Source organism: Microbacterium foliorum (assembly GCF_006385575.1).
Lineage (GTDB): Bacteria > Actinomycetota > Actinomycetes > Actinomycetales > Microbacteriaceae > Microbacterium > Microbacterium foliorum_B.
Map to the genome: position 1 here is coordinate 1235738 of NZ_CP041040.1, position 15136 is coordinate 1250873.

The window sequence follows — 15136 nt, forward strand, 5'->3', positions numbered from 1 at the left end:
GAGAACGCATGGACGTCGCGGCACTGGCAGACATCCCCCAGCAGGTGTCGACAGGAGGGATGCCGGGGTGGGACAGCGTCGACCAGCTCGTGCGCGAAGCCCACGGCCGCTACGTGAATGACCGCAGCGGCGCAGTCGCCGACTACATCCCGGTGCTCGCGGAGGCCGACCCCGAGCTGTTCGGTCTCGCGGTCATCGAGGTCGATGGTGGTCTGCACGATGCCGGAGATGCGCTGCATCCGTTCTCGATCCAGTCGATCTCGAAGATGTTCGTGTACGCGCTGGCCATCCAGGAGCACGGCCATGAGCGGGTGCGCGACATCGTGGGCGTCAACAACACGGGACTCGCCTTCAACTCGCTGATGGCGCTCGAGCTCAACGCCGGGCATCCGATGAACCCGATGGTCAACGCCGGTGCCATCGCCACCACGGCGCTCATGCCGGGGCAGACGGCCGTCGAGCAGTGGGAGCGGGTGCGAGAGGGGCTCTCGGCGTTCGCAGGGCGCCCGCTGAGCCTCGACGGGGTAGTCTATGCGTCCGAGGCGGAGACGAACGAGCGGAACCGTGCGATGGGATGGCTGCTGCGGAGCTACGGACGGCTGACCGGTGACCCCGATGAGGTGGTCGACGTCTACACGCGGCAGTGCGCTCTCAGCGTCACCGCTCATGACCTCGCGGTGATGGGCGCGACGCTCGCCGACGGCGGCGTGAACCCGATCACGGGCAAGCGCGTCGTTTCGGCGGACGTGTGTCGCGACACCCTCGCCGTGGTGGCGTCGACGGGCCTGTACGAGGCTTCCGGGGAGTGGCTGTTCGAGATCGGCCTGCCCGCCAAGTCGGGGGTCGCCGGAGGCATCGTGGCCGTCGCACCCGGCAAGGGGGCAGTCGCCGGATTCTCACCTCGTCTCGACCCGGCCGGAAACTCGGTGCGGTCTCAGCTCGCGATCGGACACCTCTCGCGTGCGCTCGGCCTGAATCTCTTCGCTTCTGCACCCTCGGCGATCACTCGCTCGACGGACTGACCCCATTGACCGTTCGGAGGACCCTGTCATGACACACACTGCTCCGGCGCCCACGAAGACCTCCTGGATGCCGCTCGTCAGCCTCTTCCTCGCCCAAGTGCTCATGTCGTTCAACGTGGCCGCCCTGCCGATCTCGCTCGGTGGCATGGTCAGCGAGTTCGGAGTGCCGCCGACGGTCGCCAGCACGACGATCGTGATGTACGGGCTCGCCGTCGCCGCGTTGGTGATGACCGGTGCGAAGCTCGGCCAGCGCATCGGCTGGGTGCTCATCTTCCGGATCGTGATCGGCCTCTTCGCCGCATCCGCCGTGCTGATGATCGTGTCTCCCAGCGTGGGCTGGGCCATCGCAGGGCAGGCGGTCGCCGGCGCGGCGGCGGCGATCATCGTCCCCTCGATCGTGGCGCTGATCGCTGAGAACTATCGCGGACCGCAACAGGCCACGGCGATCGGTGCGATCGGCTCGGCGAGGGCGATCTCGGGGGTGACGGCCTTCCTGATCGGCGGCACCCTGGGAACGCTCGTCGGGTGGCGTCCGATGTTCTTCATCGTGTTCGGCATCGCGGTGGTCGTGTTCGCATTCAGCTTCACTCTCCGTGGCGATCGCGGCGACGCGTCGATCCGCATCGACCTCGTGGCGTCGCTGCTCATCGGCGGGGCGATCGTCCTCCTCACCCTCGGCTTCAACAATCTCAACGGGTGGGGTGCCGTCGCCGCGACGGAGGCCGCGCCCTTCAGCATCCTCGGGCTCTCGCCTGCTCCCGCCTTCGTCGTGGTGGGGATCGTGCTCGGTCAGTGCTTCTTCGTCTGGACGAGGAAGCGCATGGCCGAGGGCAAGGTGCCGTTGATCGATCTCAGCATCCTGGACTCCTCGAAGGAGCGAGCAGCCGTCTACGCGATGTTCATCGTCGTTGCGCTCGAGGCGTGCGTGAACTTCACCATCCCGCTGTACATCCAGATCGTGCAGGGGAGGACGCCGTTCGACACGTCGCTCGCGATGATGCCGTTCAATCTGACGGTCTTCATCACCGCCACGCTCGTCGTCCGGTTCTACAAGCGATACCCGCCGCGGGTGATCGGCGTCTTCGGGTTCATCCTGACCACGGTCGCGCTCGTCTGGCTGTCTTTCGTCGTGAACAACAACTGGGAGACACTCCCGACGATCCTCGGGCTGGTCGTCTTCGGCATCGGTCAGGGGGCGCTCGTGACACTCGTGTTCAACGTTCTCGTCACCTCGGCGCCCGCTGAGCTCGCGGGGGACGTCGGTTCGCTCCGAGGGACCACGCAGAACCTCGCCTCCGCGGTCGGCACCGCTCTGGCCGGCGCGCTCCTGGTCTCACTACTCGGATTGAGCATCGGTCGCGCGGTCGTCGAGCATCCTGAGCTGCCGCCCTCTCTCGTCGGCCAGGTCGACATGGACAACCTGAATTTCGTCAGCAACGACGACCTCCGGGCGGCCCTCGAGCAGACCGATGCGACCCCCGAGCAGATCGACGCGGCGGTCGCCGTGAACGAGGAATCGCGCCTGGGCACGCTCCGCCTCGGACTGCTGCTGCTCGCCGGTCTCAGTGCTGTGGCGATCCTGCCCGCATCGAGGCTTCCGAAGTACAAGCCCGACGAGATTCCCGACCCGTCTCCGATCTCGGGGGCGGCGCCGGGCAGGGAGTGACGCTCAGCGGAGCTCGGAGATGAGAACGGCGCTGGTTCCGGAGACGATCGCCTCGAAGACGTGCGGTGCGTCTCCGGCATACGAGAGGTAGTCGCCGGGGTTCAGCAGCACAGGCTGGTCCTTCGGGCCGATCCGAGCCTGGCCGGAGATGAGGACCACGTGCTCGGTGGTCCCGGGGTGATGCGGATCGGAGCGGCGCGGATCGCCGGGTTCCGCCTGGATCAGGTAGACGTCCCGACGGGCGCCCGGGGGGCTCGCAGACAGCAGGGTGGCGCTGTACGCCGCCGCTGACGACGGCACACCGGCGAGGTCGTCGGCGCGGATGAGGGTCGGAGCGTTGGTCTGCTGGTCGACGAGCACGGCGAACGGCACTCCGAGTGCGACGCCCAGAGCCCACAGGGTCTCTACGCTGGGGTTGCCCGAGCCCGACTCGAGTTGCGAGACGGTCGCCTTCGAGATTCCCGCCCGTCGTGCCAGCTCGGAGACCGACAGGGCGGCTTTCGCACGCTCCCTGCGCAGGGTGCGGGCGATGCGGGTGCGGAGATCCTCCATCTGTTCAGTATGTCAAACGCTCGTTCGCTTGACTATCCGATTCGTGTTGTTCAGAATGATGATCATGTGTTCAGTGCAGCGAACGGTCCTGCGATGAGCGCCGAGCGTGAAGTCTGGCGCGAGGCGCTGGGGGTGGTCCTCGCGACCAGCGCCTACGGCATCTCGTTCGGCGCGCTCGCCGTGGCATCCGGTCTCGATGTCTGGCAGTCGTGCGTGCTCAGCCTGCTGATGTTCACCGGCGGATCGCAGTTCGCCTTCGTCGGCGTGTTCGCCGCCGGGGGAGTGTCGGCGCTTCCCTCGGCCATCGCCTCGGCGACGCTGCTCGGGGTGCGCAACGTCGCGTACGGCATGCGGATGTCACCGATCGTCGGCACCACGCCCGCGCGCCGCGTCGCGGCAGCGCACTTCACGATCGATGAGTCGACCGCGGTGGCCATCTCGCAGAACGATCCCCGCCTGAGGCAGGTCGGCTTCTGGGTCACCGGAATCGGGATCTTCGTCGGGTGGAACATCACGACCCTGATCGGCGCACTCGTGGGCGACGTGCTCGGGGACCCGAAGACCTGGGGGCTGGATGCTGCCGCTGCCGCAGCCTTCCTCGCCCTGCTCTGGCCGCGCCTCAAGCAACGCCAGGCGATCGCGGTCGGCGCGGCGGCTGCGGTCGTCGCGGCGGCGCTCACTCCGTTCATCATGCCCGGGCTGCCCGTGCTGCTCGCCGCGGTCGTCGCGATCGTCGTCGGGTGGTTCAACTGGTTGGGAAGAATCGACGGCTCGACGGCCGAGACAGGGGAGGAGGGGTGATGAGCGTCTGGAGTGCGATCCTGCTCGCCGCGGTGATCTGCCTGGCGCTCAAGGCCACCGGGTACCTCGTGCCGCCGAGCGTGCTCGAGGCTCCACGACCGGCGCGCATCTCCGACCTTCTGACCGTGGCGCTCCTTGCCGCACTCGTGGCGGTGCAGACCCTCGGAGCCGGGCAGGCTGTGGTCGTCGATGCCCGGGTTCCCGCCCTGTTCGTCGCGGCCGGTCTGCTGTGGCTGCGTCAGTCGTTCCTCATCGTGGTGTTCGCCGCTGCGCTCGTGGCCGCTCTCCTGCGGCTTCTCGGTCTCGCTGCCTGAGCTGGGCAGATCATCGGCGCGCGTAGGATCGACTCGTGCGTAACGGATGGATCTCCCGGGTGCTCTCATGGATCGCCGCGGCTCTCGTCGGCGGCGTCTTCGGCGTCGCAGGGACGATCGGCCACAGCCTGATGTGGGGGCCGGTGCCTGTGGGGCTCCTGGTGGGAGCGATCGCGTGCGGCTCGATCCTCGTCGCGATCCGCGCACTCACCCACGACCGAGGCGCGACTCTCGCCGCGGGGCTCGGCATGCTGGGCATGCTGGTGCTCATCTCCGGTGTGGGCCCAGGCGGATCGGTCGTGGTCGAAGACACGCTCAGCGGTCGCATCTGGACCTATCTCGTGGCTGGGCTCGTACTGCTCGCCGTGGCGTGGCCGTCGTTCTCCCGGCTACCCGCACGCACCGAGGCGCAGGCGTCCGTGCCCGCAGTGCCGTCCGAGGCCTCCGATGCCGACGCGACGGGTGCCCGGCGTGCCCCTGTCCTGGGCGATCGGACGGGCAGCGAGTCGTAGACTGGGGGAGTGACGTATGTGATCGCTCTCCCGTGCGTCGATGTCAAGGATCGCGCCTGCATCGACGAGTGCCCCGTTGACTGTATCTACGAGGGCGAACGCTCGCTGTACATCCACCCCGACGAATGTGTCGACTGCGGGGCGTGCGAGCCGGTGTGCCCCGTCGAGGCGATCTACTACGAAGACGATCTGCCCGACGAGTGGCAGGACTACTACAAGGCCAACGTCGAGTTCTTCGACGAGGTCGGCTCTCCGGGTGGTGCCGCCAAGGTCGGCGTCATCGCGCACGATCACCCGATCATCGCCGCTCTTCCGCCACAGGGCGAGTAGTCCGTGAGCGTTCGCGATCTCGCCGACTATCCGTGGGACGCGGTCGTTCCCTACCGCCAGCGCGCCGCCCTGCATCCGCGGGGCATAGTCGACCTGTCCGTCGGTTCGCCGGTCGACCCGACGCCCGAACTGATCCGCAGAGCGCTGTCCGACGCGACGGACGCGCACGCATACCCGCAGACCGTCGGCACGCCCGCTCTGCGTGAGGCGATCATCGCGTGGTACGCCCGCCGCAGGCGAGTGGCCGACCTCACGGTCGACAATGTCCTGCCCACGATCGGCTCGAAGGAGCTCGTGGCCCTGCTGCCGACCCTGCTGGGTCTCGGCGCCGGTGACATCGTCGTGCATCCGCGGATCGCGTACCCGACCTACGAGGTGGGTGCCCGCGTCGTCGGGGCCACACCGCTGCCTTCCGACGATCCTGCCGACTGGCCTCAGGGCACCAAGCTCATCTGGATCAACACACCGGGCAACCCCGACGGCCGCACCTGGACGGTGGAGGAGCTGTCAGCCGCGGTGCTGCGGGCCCGTGAGTTGGGGGCCGTGCTCGCGAGTGACGAGTGCTACGCCGAGCTCGGGTGGGAGGGCCAGTGGGCGACCGAGTCGATCCCCTCGATCCTCGACCCGCGCGTCACGGGCGGCAGCAGGGCGAACCTGCTCAGCGTCTATTCGCTGAGCAAGCAGTCGAATCTCGCAGGCTACCGGGCGGCCTTCGTCGCGGGGTGCGCGCGCATCGTCGGCGAGTTGCTCACCGCGCGCAAGCACCTGGGGCTGATGCCGCCGGAGCCGGTGCAGCACGCGATGGCTTTGGCCCTGGGCGACGATGAGCACGTCGCGGTCCAGAAGGAGCTCTACCGTGCGCGGCGCGACATGCTGCGACCGGCGCTCGAAGCCGCGGGGTTCCGGATCGACGGCTCGGAAGCAGGTCTCTACCTGTGGGCGACCGAGGGGCAGGATGCCTGGGCGAGCATCGAGAGGCTGGCCGATCTCGGCATCCTCGCGGGCCCCGGCCCGTTCTACGGTGCCTCCTCGAGTCAGCACGTACGGCTGGCGCTGACGGCACCTTCCGAACGGATCGCCGAGGGCGCGCGGCGCCTGCGCGAACAGGCCGTGTAGGTTCTCGCCTCAGACCGATGGTTCTTTTGTCGGTTGTCACAGTAGGCCTGTGCGCCTACTAGGCTGTAAAGGCGATTCGGTCATGTATCGATGATCTCGAACAGACCTGGTGCACAGCGCCGTGACATCGCCACATCCGACTTGATGAAGATCCATGAGGAGGCCCGCGTGAGCGCAGCGGCAGAGCAGCAGGCGACAGCGAAGCTGACGATCGGCGATACGACCGCTGAGTTCCCACTCGTGCGAGGCACGGCGGGCAATGACAGCATCGACTTCTCGACGCTGACGCGACAGACCGGCTACACGGGGCTCGACTACGGTTTCGTCAACACCGCATCGACCAAGTCCGCGATCACATTCATCGACGGAGACAAGGGCATCCTGCGCTACCGCGGATATCCGATCGAGCAGCTCGCCGGATCGACGAGCTACCTCGAGGTCGCATGGCTCCTCATCTACGGCGAGCTGCCCTCCGCCGCCGAGCTCGCCGAGTTCGACGAGAAGATCCGTCGGCACACGCTGCTGCACGAAGACCTGAAGCGCTTCTTCTCGGCCCTTCCGCACACCGCGCACCCGATGTCGGTGCTGTCGTCGGCCGTCGCCGCGCTCTCGACCTACTACGAGGGCCAGACCGACCCGCACAACCCCGAGCACGTCGAGCTGAACATGATCCGGATGCTGGCGAAGCTGCCGGTCATCGCCGCCTACGCGCACAAGAAGAGCGTCGGCCAGGCGTTCCTCTACCCCGACAACTCCCTCGGCTTCGTCGAGAACTTCCTCAAGCTCAACTTCGGCGTGCATTCCGAGGAGTACGAGGTCAACCCGGTCATGTCGAAGGCTCTCGAGCTGCTGCTCATCCTGCACGAAGACCACGAGCAGAACGCGTCGACCTCGACCGTGCGTCTCGTCGGCTCGACCGGCGCCAATCAGTTCGCGTCGATCTCCGCGGGCATCCAGGCCCTTTCCGGGCCGCTGCACGGTGGTGCGAACGAGGCCGTCCTCACCATGCTCGGGCAGATCCGTGACTCGGGTCAGAGCGTCTCTCGCTTCGTCGAGCGGGTGAAGAACAAAGAAGAGGGCGTCAAGCTCATGGGCTTCGGGCACCGGGTCTACAAGAACTACGACCCCCGCGCCAAGCTCGTCAAGGAGGCCGCGGGTGAGGTGCTCGCCGAACTCGGCGTCACCGACCCGCTGCTCGACCTCGCTCAGGAGCTCGAAGAGCTCGCTCTCGCTGACGACTACTTCAAGGAGCGTCGTCTCTACCCGAACGTCGACTTCTACACCGGCGTCATCTACAAGGCGATGGGCTTCCCGACGCGCATGTTCACCGTGCTGTTCGCGATCGGTCGTCTGCCCGGGTGGCTCGCGCAGTGGCGTGAGCTGCAGCTCGACCCGCAGACCAAGATCGGCCGCCCGCAGCAGCTCTACACGGGATCTCCCGAGCGCACCTTCCAGACCCGCTGACATCGAGCACGATGCCTGTCGTCAGCGCTGAGGCAGTCGTGCCGGTAGACCTGGCGATCGCCTTCGCGGTGTCTCAGACGACGGGAGCGGTGCGCCGACGCTGGGACCGCTTCATCAGCGAGCAGCATCTCATGGACGACGCGGATGCCCCTGCGAAGGGCGTGCGCACCTTCACCCGGCAGCGGTTCGGTCTCTCGATGGTCAGCCGCTACGTGTCGTACGCCCCGCCCACGAACGTGGGCATGGTGATGGAGCGCGGGCCCTGGTTCGTCCGCGGATGCTCGGATCCGCAGGCTCTGGCGGCGGTGAGGCGCTGACCACGGCGCTCTCCGTACTCTCGAGCTTCAATACGGGGCGCAGAAAAGCGGGTGCGTCGATGCCTGAGCATCGGCGCACCCGCCTCTATGACAGCTGGGGTCAGCGGCCCTGCGAGCTCCAGCCGCGGCCGCCCTGGCTGCGAGACTGACCGCCCTGGCGGGATCCGCCCTGACGTGAACCGGCCTGCGCTGCCGGTGCACCCTGGCCGCCCTGGCCCGAGCGGGGACGACGGCTGCGACGCGACGGCGGGTTGGCTGCCGAGTTGCGCTCACCGCCCGCCGGGCGCTGCTTGGGTGCCTGGCGCTGCTGCTGCTGCTGGATGGGAGCAGGACGCACGTGTGCGGCGCGCTCGGGAACCAGCTCGCTGACGGCGGCCGTGGTGACGGGCTCGAGAGCGGCGCTGATCGCTGCCTTGCGCAGCAGGTCCTTCACATCGCGGCGCTGCTCGGGGAGCACCACCGTGACGACCGTTCCTGCGGCCCCGGCGCGAGCAGTGCGACCAGAGCGGTGCAGGTACGCCTTGTGCTCCATCGGCGGGTCGACGTGGACGACGAGATCGACGTTGTCGACGTGCACACCGCGTGCGGCGACGTCGGTGGCGACGAGGACGCGGACACCGCCGTCTTCGGGGGCTGCCGAGAAGGCTCCGAGGTTGCGCTCACGCGCATTCTGCGACAGGTTGCCGTGGAGGTCGACGGCCGGGATGCCGGCCGCGGTGAGCTGCTTCGCGAGCTTCTTGGCCTGGTGCTTCGTGCGGGTGAAGAGGATGCGCCGGCCGGTGCCGGACGCGAGCTCGCGCACGAGCTCGGTCTTGTTGTCGGTCGAGTCGACGACCAGCACGCGGTGGGTCATCTCTCCGACGGGGACGCTCTCTTCGTCCACCTCGTGGCTGACGGCGTTCGAGAGGAAGCGGCGGGCGAGCGTGTCGATGCCGCGGTCGAGGGTCGCGCTGAAGAGCAGACGCTGGCCTCCGGCCGGCGTGGCGGTGAGGATGCGGGTGACGCCCGGGAGGAACCCGAGGTCGGCCATGTGATCGGCCTCGTCGAGGACAGTGACCTCGACGGCGTCGAGCTGCACGACCCGCTGCTTCATCAGGTCTTCCAGGCGGCCGGGGCACGCGACGACGATGTCGACGCCGTTGCGCATCGCCTGCTCCTGCGGGCGCTGGCTGACGCCGCCGAAGACGGTCGTGACGCGCAGGCCCTTGGCCTCGGCGAGCGGTGCGATGGTCGCTGCGATCTGGGTGGCGAGCTCCCTGGTCGGGGCGAGCACGAGACCACGCGGGTGGCCGGGGCGGCTGCTGCGCGAAGACGCGGAAAGGCGGGCGACGAGAGGAAGGGCGAACGCGATCGTCTTGCCGCTGCCGGTGCGGCCGCGGCCGAGGAGGTCACGACCGGCGAGGGAGTCGGGAAGCGTGTCGCGCTGAATCGCGAACGCCTCGGTCTTGCCGTCCTTGGTGAGGACGGCGGCGAGGTCGGCGGGCACGCCGAGATCGAGGAAGGAAGTCATAGGGGTGTGTCTCCGTGAAAATGCACGCACGTACCAACGGGCCGGGTGCGGAAGGGTGGGCGACGGCGCGGGATCGCGCATCGTTTCGCCGTTCGAAATGGCCAGAACCAGGCAAGTGGCGCGGGAGCGTGTCGACGACGCAGACGTCTCGCACTGCGAGGATCGTCGATTCGACACTATCACGCGTCAGGGGGAGAAGCCTGGGACGCGCTCTCGCTCAGCGCGTCGCTCAGGCGTGCAGCGCCTCGTTGAGCGTGACGCCGACACCCGCGCGCCGCACGGCCTCGACTGCTCCGCTCAGCGAGTTGCGGCGGAACAGCAGCCCATCCTGACCCGACAGCTCGGCACCCTTGACCGTCTTCCTGCCGCCGTCGGGAGTCGACGGGCCGTCGAGGAGCACGATTTTGGTGCCCGCCGTCACGTAGAGCCCGGCTTCCACGATGCAGTCGTCGCCGAGCGAGATGCCGATGCCCGCGTTGGCGCCCAACAGTGTGCGGGCTCCGATGGAGACCCGGTGCGAGCCGCCGCCCGAGAGCGTGCCCATGATCGACGAGCCACCGCCGATGTCACTGCCGTCGCCGACCACGACTCCCTGAGAGATGCGTCCTTCGACCATCGACGCACCCAACGTGCCCGCGTTGAAGTTCACGAAGCCCTCGTGCATCACGGTCGTGCCGGGGGAGAGGTGAGCGCCGAGGCGGACGCGCGAGGCGTCAGCGATGCGCACGCCCGCCGGCTGCACGTAGTCGGTGAGCCGGGGGAACTTGTCGAGCCCCTGCACCTGGATCCCTGCCCGCTGGAGCAGCGGGCGAAGTCGCGCGGCGTCATCGGGGTGCACGGGGCCGGCGTTTGTCCAGGCCACGTTCGGCAGGTGGGCGAAGATGCCGTCGAGGTTGAGCTCGTTCGGTCGCACGACCAGGTGGGAGAGCGCGTGCAGTCGCAGGTACGCGTCCACGGTCGATGCGGGCGCGGCATCCAGATCGATGTGCAGCTGCACGGTCTCGACGGTGACGTTGCGGCGCTCATCTGGACCGGTCAGAGCGCCGAGGGCGACGAGTGCGGCCGCGGCGTCTTCGGTCGACGGGGCTTCGGTGAGCACCTCGGGGAACCACGCGTCGAGAACTGTGCCGTCGCCGGCGATCGTCGAAAGTCCGGTACCCCACACGGTGCGCGCCTCAGTCATGCCTCCACGGTATCGCGAGCGGGGGTGGACGATCGCACAGATGTCGGGGTAAGTAGGCTGGGTGCATGATGCTCGATCTGACAGCGTCCTCTGTCGACCTGACCCGTGCGATCTGCGACATCCCGAGTGTCTCGGGTGACGAGACGACGCTCGCGGATGCCATCGAGGAGGCGATCTCTGCCTACTCGCATCTCGAGGTGATCCGCCACGGCAACACGATCGTCGCCCGCACGAACCTCGGACGAGCCCAGCGGGTGGCGATCGCAGGACATATCGACACCGTGCCGATCAACGGCAACGTGCCGACGAAGGACCTCGAGATCGACGGTGTCGCCTACCTCTGGGGCCGAGGGACCGTCGACATGAAGAGCGGCACCGCGGTGCAGCTCAAACTCGCCGCCGAGCTCACCGAGCCCTCGGTCGACATCACCTGGATGTGGTACGACAACGAGGAGGTCGAGGCGTCGAAGAACGGACTCGCGCTTCTCGCCGCGGTGCGGCCGGATCTCTTCCGGGCCGATTTCGCGATCCTCGGTGAGCCGTCGAACGGTGAGGTCGAGGGCGGATGCAACGGCACGATGCGTGCGATCGTGCGCACCACCGGCGTCCGCGCGCACGCCGCCCGTGCCTGGATCGGTGAGAACGCCATCCATAGGGCCGCTCCGATCCTCGCGCGTCTGGCCGAGTACCGTGCGAAAGAGATCGCGGTCGACGGACTGCTCTATCGCGAGAGCATGAGCGCCGTCCGGATCACAGGAGGGGTCGCGGGCAACGTGATACCCGACGCGTGCGAGGTCGAAGTGAACTACCGGTTCGCTCCGAGCAAGTCTGCGGCGGATGCGGAAGCGCACATCCGCAACCTCCTGGCCGGCTTCGACGTCGAGATCACCGACGCCGCCGAAGGCGCCCGGCCCGGTCTCGATGCGCCGATCGCCCGGGAGTTCGTGGCTGCCGTCGGCGCCGAGCCGCGCCCCAAGTACGGGTGGACCGACGTCGCACGCTTCTCGGCTCTCGGCATCCCCGCCGTGAACTACGGACCGGGAGACCCGCACCTCGCGCACCATGACGAGGAGCGCGTTCCGCTCGCGCAGATCGACGCCGTCGAGCGAGGACTGCGCGCATGGCTCAGTTCGCGCTGACCGCGACCCGCCGGTGGGCGGGGGCGCCGCTGGCGCTGCGGATCGCCGTGATCTACCTCGCTGCCCGCGTCGTGACGACAGCGATGATGATCGCGGCGGCGACGCAGTCGACGTCGCTGTCGAGGTTCGGTGCAGAGCCGGGGCTCGCCGACTTCATCGTCGGGTGGGATGCGCAGTGGTACTGGCTCGTCGCCGAAGAGGGGTATCCCTCTTCGCTCCCCCTCACGGAATCCGGTGAGGTCGCAGAGAACGCCTGGGCGTTCATGCCGGTGTTCGCCTTCGCTGCCAAGGCGGTCGGGTTCGTGTTCGGCTCGTGGGGGATGGGCGCTTTCCTGCTGTCGTTCGTGGCCGGTTACTTCGCCTGTCTCGCGCTGCACCGACTGCTGCGCGATCGCATCGGCGCGCGGGCGACGATGTGGTCGGTGGTGTTCTTCGCCTCTGGTCCGATCGCGGCGATGTTCCAGGTCGGGTATGCCGAGACGCTGTTCCTCCTCTTGCTCTTCCTGGCGCTCGACGCCACAGTGCGCAGGAACTACGTCTGGCTCTATCTGCTCATCCCCGTGATGGCTTTCACGAGACCGGGGATCCTCGCATTCGCGCTCTACCTCGGTCTGCACGGCATCCTTCGCTGGTGGCGCCGCAGAGACGACCCGCTCGCCCCGCGGGAGATCGTGCACATCGTGGCGCTCGGCGTCCTCGCCACGATCACCGGCTTCTCGTGGCAGGTGATCGCAGGATTCGTCACCGGAGACCCCGGCGCGTACCTCGCGACCGAGCTCGCCTGGCGCAGGAACTGGCTCGTCGGCGGCGTCGAGGGTTTCGTGCCGTTCGAAGGCTGGATCCAGGCGTCCCAGTTCTGGTTCGCCCAGTGGGGGCTTCCCGGAGCGTGGGGCCCGGTCGCCCTGGCGCTTCTCGTCGTGGCTGCGGGTGCTGCTCTGCTCTACCTGCCCCAGTTGCGTGCGCTCGGTCCCGATCTCAGGCTCTGGAGCGCGAGCTACCTCCTCTACCTGCTCGCCGTCTTCTTCCCCCAGTCGAGCACTTTCCGGCTGCTGCTGCCGTTGAGTCCTGCCTGGGGAGCGCTCGCCGTGCCGCGCTCACGCGCGTGGCGGCTCGGGGTTCTGGCGGTCTGCCTGCTGGGTCAGTGGCTCTGGATCTATCACATATACGCCCTGGGGAACACGTTCTGGCAGGTGCCGTGAATGTTAAGGCTTGATGCATTTCTTCATAGGGGACATCCAGGTTCCGGTAACACCCGATAAACTGATCGCATACCACCGGAGGAAAAGGAGCCCACGATGGCAGCGATGAAGCCGAGGACCGGAGACGGACCCATGGAGGCCGTAAAAGAAGGACGACTCATCATCGTGCGCGTCCCGCTCGAAGGAGGCGGCCGTCTGGTCGTCTCCGTGAACGACGCAGAGGCGAAGGAACTCCACGACGTGCTTTCAGCCGTCGTGAAGCCCGCCTGAGAGAACTCGAATTCGCGCACGCGGATTCACGAAGAGGGCGACGGATCATCGATCCGTCGCCCTCTTCCGTCTGTACGGGGTGTCGGCGGCTCAGGCCTCGCCGACGCTGATCAGCTGCAGCAGGCCTTCGCCGGAGGTCGAGACGGTCGCGAGCACCGCTGACGACTCCTGGGTCTCCTGCACGAGCGAGCGATAGGCCGAGGTCACCTCGTCGCGCTGCACCGGATCGGCCACGCGTCCGCCACCGAGAATCCGGGGGACCAGGACCATTCCGCCCGTGCGCACCAACCGCAGACCGTGCTCGACGTAGTCGATGACGTTCTCGGGGTCTGCATCGACGAGCACGATGTCATACGATGCTTCGTTCATGCGCGGCAGCACGTCGGCCGCGCGACCCGTGATGAACCGAGCCTTCGTCGCGGGGACCCGAGCGTCGGAAAACGCCTGACGAGCCGCGGCCAGATGCTCGGGCTCGTTGTCGATCGAGGTGAGTACGGCCTGCGGCGCCCCTCGCAGCAGCCAGAGTCCTGAGACGCCGGCTCCGGTGCCGATCTCGACGATCGACCTGGCGCCGGTCGCGGCGGCCAGCACAGCGATCTGCGAGCCGACGGCCGCGCTGATCGGCGACGCGCCGAGTTCGATGGCGTGCGCACGCGCGCGGGCGATCGGCGAAGGGTCCACGATCGACTCGCGGATGAAACGTGCGTTCGCATCGTTCTCGCTCATTGACTGATTCTCCCGACTGAGATATGTGTTCTCCCAGCGTATGCGCTCGGTGCGCGGCACAACGGCAGGCGCGGCGGTAGCCTGGACACATGCAGTTCGGGATCACCTTCGAGAAGCTGCTGCTCATCGGTCTGATCGCTGCGCTGCTCATCGGACCGGAGCGGCTGCCCCGCTACGCCGAGAGCGTCGCGAAGCTCGCTCGGCGTGCCGGCGAGTTCCTCCGCGACACCAAATCGCGCGTCCGCGACGAGATGGGCCCCGACATCGACGACGTCGACTGGCGCAAGCTCGATCCTCGGCAGTACGACCCCAGACGCATCATCCGCGACGCGCTGTTCGAAGACGATGCGTCGCCCGGGCCCGCCAGGGCGGACGCGGTCGTCGCCGAGCCGACGGTGAAGCCCGTGCGGACCCCGAGGGTGCGACCGGAGTTCTCCGTCGCGAGTCCGCCGCCGTTCGATCCCGAAGCCACCTGAGGCGGAAGAACGACCCGATTCGGCTGCGGGGCTGAGACCGGATGACATTCGGCCCCTGATCGCGGTCAGCCGATTCTGGACCGCAGCGTCACGATGTCGTCGTCGGACAACAGGGCACGCGGGACCGCCGTGATCGCAGACGCGCCTCGGAGCTTGAAGAGCACGGCATACCTCCCGGCACGAACGCTCTGGAAGGTGCTGTACGAGATGTCCGATGATCGGCTGCCGGCGCCGACGTGCAGAGCGGTGTCATCGAGCCGAACCCACACGGCGCTGCCGGGAGGGGTGGCGGCCCGGACGGCGCGTCTGGCGCCGGCGACCGTCATGACGACCGCGTAGAGCATGAGGGCGATGCTCGCGACGGGCAGCAGACCGGCGAGCCCCTGGGCGCCGCCCGCGGCGGCGAGATTGACGATGCTGACGACGAACGCCGCGACGAGGGCGATCCACATCACGATCGCGACGGGGCGGGTGAGGGCGTAGATCGCCGCGTCGCGTGCCATGCCCCGCAGCAGCTGTCCGTCGACGGTGAGAGCCAC

18 protein-coding genes are annotated in these 15136 nt (G+C 67.9%); 13 read left to right on the forward strand and 5 right to left on the reverse strand.

Features of this window, described 5'->3' with window-relative positions; all coding sequences use genetic code 11:
* Window positions 1-8 precede the first annotated feature (8 nt).
* Together glsA and FIV50_RS05905 are read left to right on the forward strand one after the other, a co-directional pair.
* A complete protein-coding gene (gene glsA / locus FIV50_RS05900) occupies window positions 9-1022 on the forward strand; it encodes a glutaminase A (protein WP_140036626.1) in 1014 nt (337 codons plus the stop codon).
* A gap of 28 nt (window positions 1023-1050) precedes the next feature.
* A complete protein-coding gene (locus FIV50_RS05905) occupies window positions 1051-2688 on the forward strand; it encodes an MFS transporter (protein WP_140036627.1) in 1638 nt (545 codons plus the stop codon).
* 3 nt (window positions 2689-2691) lie between these two features.
* Here the strand turns inward: FIV50_RS05905 and FIV50_RS05910 are convergent, their stop codons facing one another.
* The gene (locus FIV50_RS05910; protein WP_140036628.1) at window positions 2692-3240 is read right to left on the reverse strand and encodes a helix-turn-helix domain-containing protein; all 549 of its coding nucleotides are present in this window, start codon (window positions 3238-3240) and stop codon (window positions 2692-2694) included.
* A 93-nt stretch (window positions 3241-3333) separates the two neighbouring features.
* Between FIV50_RS05910 and FIV50_RS05915 the strand changes: the two genes are divergently transcribed.
* The 7 genes from FIV50_RS05915 to FIV50_RS05945 all read left to right on the forward strand — a co-directional run bounded on the left by FIV50_RS05915 (window position 3334) and on the right by FIV50_RS05945 (window position 8094).
* Window positions 3334-4041, forward strand: a complete 708-nt coding sequence (locus FIV50_RS05915) for an AzlC family ABC transporter permease (RefSeq protein ID WP_140036629.1) — start codon at window positions 3334-3336, stop codon at window positions 4039-4041.
* Entirely contained in the window at window positions 4041-4355 is a 315-nt protein-coding gene (locus FIV50_RS05920; protein WP_140036630.1) for an AzlD domain-containing protein, read from the forward strand. The genes FIV50_RS05915 and FIV50_RS05920 overlap by 1 nt, the downstream gene beginning before the upstream one ends.
* A gap of 35 nt (window positions 4356-4390) precedes the next feature.
* On the forward strand, window positions 4391-4867 hold the full coding sequence (locus FIV50_RS05925) for a histidinol dehydrogenase (protein ID WP_258184440.1): 477 nt from the start codon (window positions 4391-4393) through the stop codon (window positions 4865-4867).
* Between the two features lie 9 nt (window positions 4868-4876).
* Window positions 4877-5197: a ferredoxin gene (gene fdxA / locus FIV50_RS05930; RefSeq protein ID WP_042542002.1), complete on the forward strand. Its 321-nt coding sequence runs from the start codon at window positions 4877-4879 to the stop codon at window positions 5195-5197.
* Window positions 5198-5200: 3 nt separating this feature from the next.
* Entirely contained in the window at window positions 5201-6313 is a 1113-nt protein-coding gene (dapC, locus tag FIV50_RS05935; protein WP_140036631.1) for a succinyldiaminopimelate transaminase, read from the forward strand.
* Between the two features lie 144 nt (window positions 6314-6457).
* Window positions 6458-7777: a citrate synthase gene (locus tag FIV50_RS05940; protein WP_140036632.1), complete on the forward strand. Its 1320-nt coding sequence runs from the start codon at window positions 6458-6460 to the stop codon at window positions 7775-7777.
* A gap of 11 nt (window positions 7778-7788) precedes the next feature.
* A complete protein-coding gene (locus tag FIV50_RS05945; protein WP_181164349.1) occupies window positions 7789-8094 on the forward strand; it encodes a hypothetical protein in 306 nt (101 codons plus the stop codon).
* 100 nt (window positions 8095-8194) lie between these two features.
* Here the strand turns inward: FIV50_RS05945 and FIV50_RS05950 are convergent, their stop codons facing one another.
* On the reverse strand, window positions 8195-9604 hold the full coding sequence (locus FIV50_RS05950) for a DEAD/DEAH box helicase (RefSeq protein ID WP_140036633.1): 1410 nt from the start codon (window positions 9602-9604) through the stop codon (window positions 8195-8197).
* Between the two features lie 229 nt (window positions 9605-9833).
* The gene (gene dapD, locus FIV50_RS05955) at window positions 9834-10787 is read right to left on the reverse strand and encodes a 2,3,4,5-tetrahydropyridine-2,6-dicarboxylate N-succinyltransferase (RefSeq protein ID WP_140036634.1); all 954 of its coding nucleotides are present in this window, start codon (window positions 10785-10787) and stop codon (window positions 9834-9836) included.
* A 65-nt stretch (window positions 10788-10852) separates the two neighbouring features.
* On the opposite strand from dapD, the gene dapE reads away from it, so the two are divergent.
* The 3 genes from dapE to FIV50_RS05970 all read left to right on the forward strand — a co-directional run bounded on the left by dapE (window position 10853) and on the right by FIV50_RS05970 (window position 13395).
* Window positions 10853-11926, forward strand: a complete 1074-nt coding sequence (dapE, locus tag FIV50_RS05960) for a succinyl-diaminopimelate desuccinylase (RefSeq protein WP_140036635.1) — start codon at window positions 10853-10855, stop codon at window positions 11924-11926.
* Complete coding sequence (locus FIV50_RS05965; protein WP_140036636.1) at window positions 11908-13125, forward strand: hypothetical protein; 1218 nt, start codon at window positions 11908-11910, stop codon at window positions 13123-13125. The genes dapE and FIV50_RS05965 overlap by 19 nt, the downstream gene beginning before the upstream one ends.
* A gap of 96 nt (window positions 13126-13221) precedes the next feature.
* The gene (locus FIV50_RS05970) at window positions 13222-13395 is read left to right on the forward strand and encodes a DUF3117 domain-containing protein (RefSeq protein WP_140036637.1); all 174 of its coding nucleotides are present in this window, start codon (window positions 13222-13224) and stop codon (window positions 13393-13395) included.
* A 90-nt stretch (window positions 13396-13485) separates the two neighbouring features.
* Here FIV50_RS05970 and FIV50_RS05975 read toward each other — a convergent pair whose 3' ends face one another.
* Window positions 13486-14121: an O-methyltransferase gene (locus FIV50_RS05975; RefSeq protein WP_140036638.1), complete on the reverse strand. Its 636-nt coding sequence runs from the start codon at window positions 14119-14121 to the stop codon at window positions 13486-13488.
* An 89-nt stretch (window positions 14122-14210) separates the two neighbouring features.
* On the opposite strand from FIV50_RS05975, the gene FIV50_RS05980 reads away from it, so the two are divergent.
* On the forward strand, window positions 14211-14597 hold the full coding sequence (locus FIV50_RS05980) for a Sec-independent protein translocase TatB (protein WP_140036639.1): 387 nt from the start codon (window positions 14211-14213) through the stop codon (window positions 14595-14597).
* 65 nt (window positions 14598-14662) lie between these two features.
* Here the strand turns inward: FIV50_RS05980 and FIV50_RS05985 are convergent, their stop codons facing one another.
* Window positions 14663-15136, reverse strand: coding sequence for a YcxB family protein (locus tag FIV50_RS05985; RefSeq protein WP_258184442.1), 474 nt, complete (start codon window positions 15134-15136; stop codon window positions 14663-14665).

Coding starts and splice junctions, on each gene's coding strand:
- glsA (WP_140036626.1), top strand. CDS start 9: ATGGACGTCGCGGCACTGGCAGACATCCCCCAGCAGGTGTCGACAGGA.
- FIV50_RS05905 (WP_140036627.1), top strand. CDS start 1,051: ATGACACACACTGCTCCGGCGCCCACGAAGACCTCCTGGATGCCGCTC.
- FIV50_RS05910 (WP_140036628.1), bottom strand. CDS start 3,240: ATGGAGGATCTCCGCACCCGCATCGCCCGCACCCTGCGCAGGGAGCGT.
- FIV50_RS05915 (WP_140036629.1), top strand. CDS start 3,334: ATGAGCGCCGAGCGTGAAGTCTGGCGCGAGGCGCTGGGGGTGGTCCTC.
- FIV50_RS05920 (WP_140036630.1), top strand. CDS start 4,041: ATGAGCGTCTGGAGTGCGATCCTGCTCGCCGCGGTGATCTGCCTGGCG.
- FIV50_RS05940 (WP_140036632.1), top strand. CDS start 6,458: ATGAAGATCCATGAGGAGGCCCGCGTGAGCGCAGCGGCAGAGCAGCAG.
- FIV50_RS05945 (WP_181164349.1), top strand. CDS start 7,789: ATGCCTGTCGTCAGCGCTGAGGCAGTCGTGCCGGTAGACCTGGCGATC.
- FIV50_RS05950 (WP_140036633.1), bottom strand. CDS start 9,604: ATGACTTCCTTCCTCGATCTCGGCGTGCCCGCCGACCTCGCCGCCGTC.
- dapD (WP_140036634.1), bottom strand. CDS start 10,787: ATGACTGAGGCGCGCACCGTGTGGGGTACCGGACTTTCGACGATCGCC.
- dapE (WP_140036635.1), top strand. CDS start 10,853: ATGATGCTCGATCTGACAGCGTCCTCTGTCGACCTGACCCGTGCGATC.
- FIV50_RS05965 (WP_140036636.1), top strand. CDS start 11,908: ATGGCTCAGTTCGCGCTGACCGCGACCCGCCGGTGGGCGGGGGCGCCG.
- FIV50_RS05970 (WP_140036637.1), top strand. CDS start 13,222: ATGGCAGCGATGAAGCCGAGGACCGGAGACGGACCCATGGAGGCCGTA.
- FIV50_RS05975 (WP_140036638.1), bottom strand. CDS start 14,121: ATGAGCGAGAACGATGCGAACGCACGTTTCATCCGCGAGTCGATCGTG.
- FIV50_RS05980 (WP_140036639.1), top strand. CDS start 14,211: ATGCAGTTCGGGATCACCTTCGAGAAGCTGCTGCTCATCGGTCTGATC.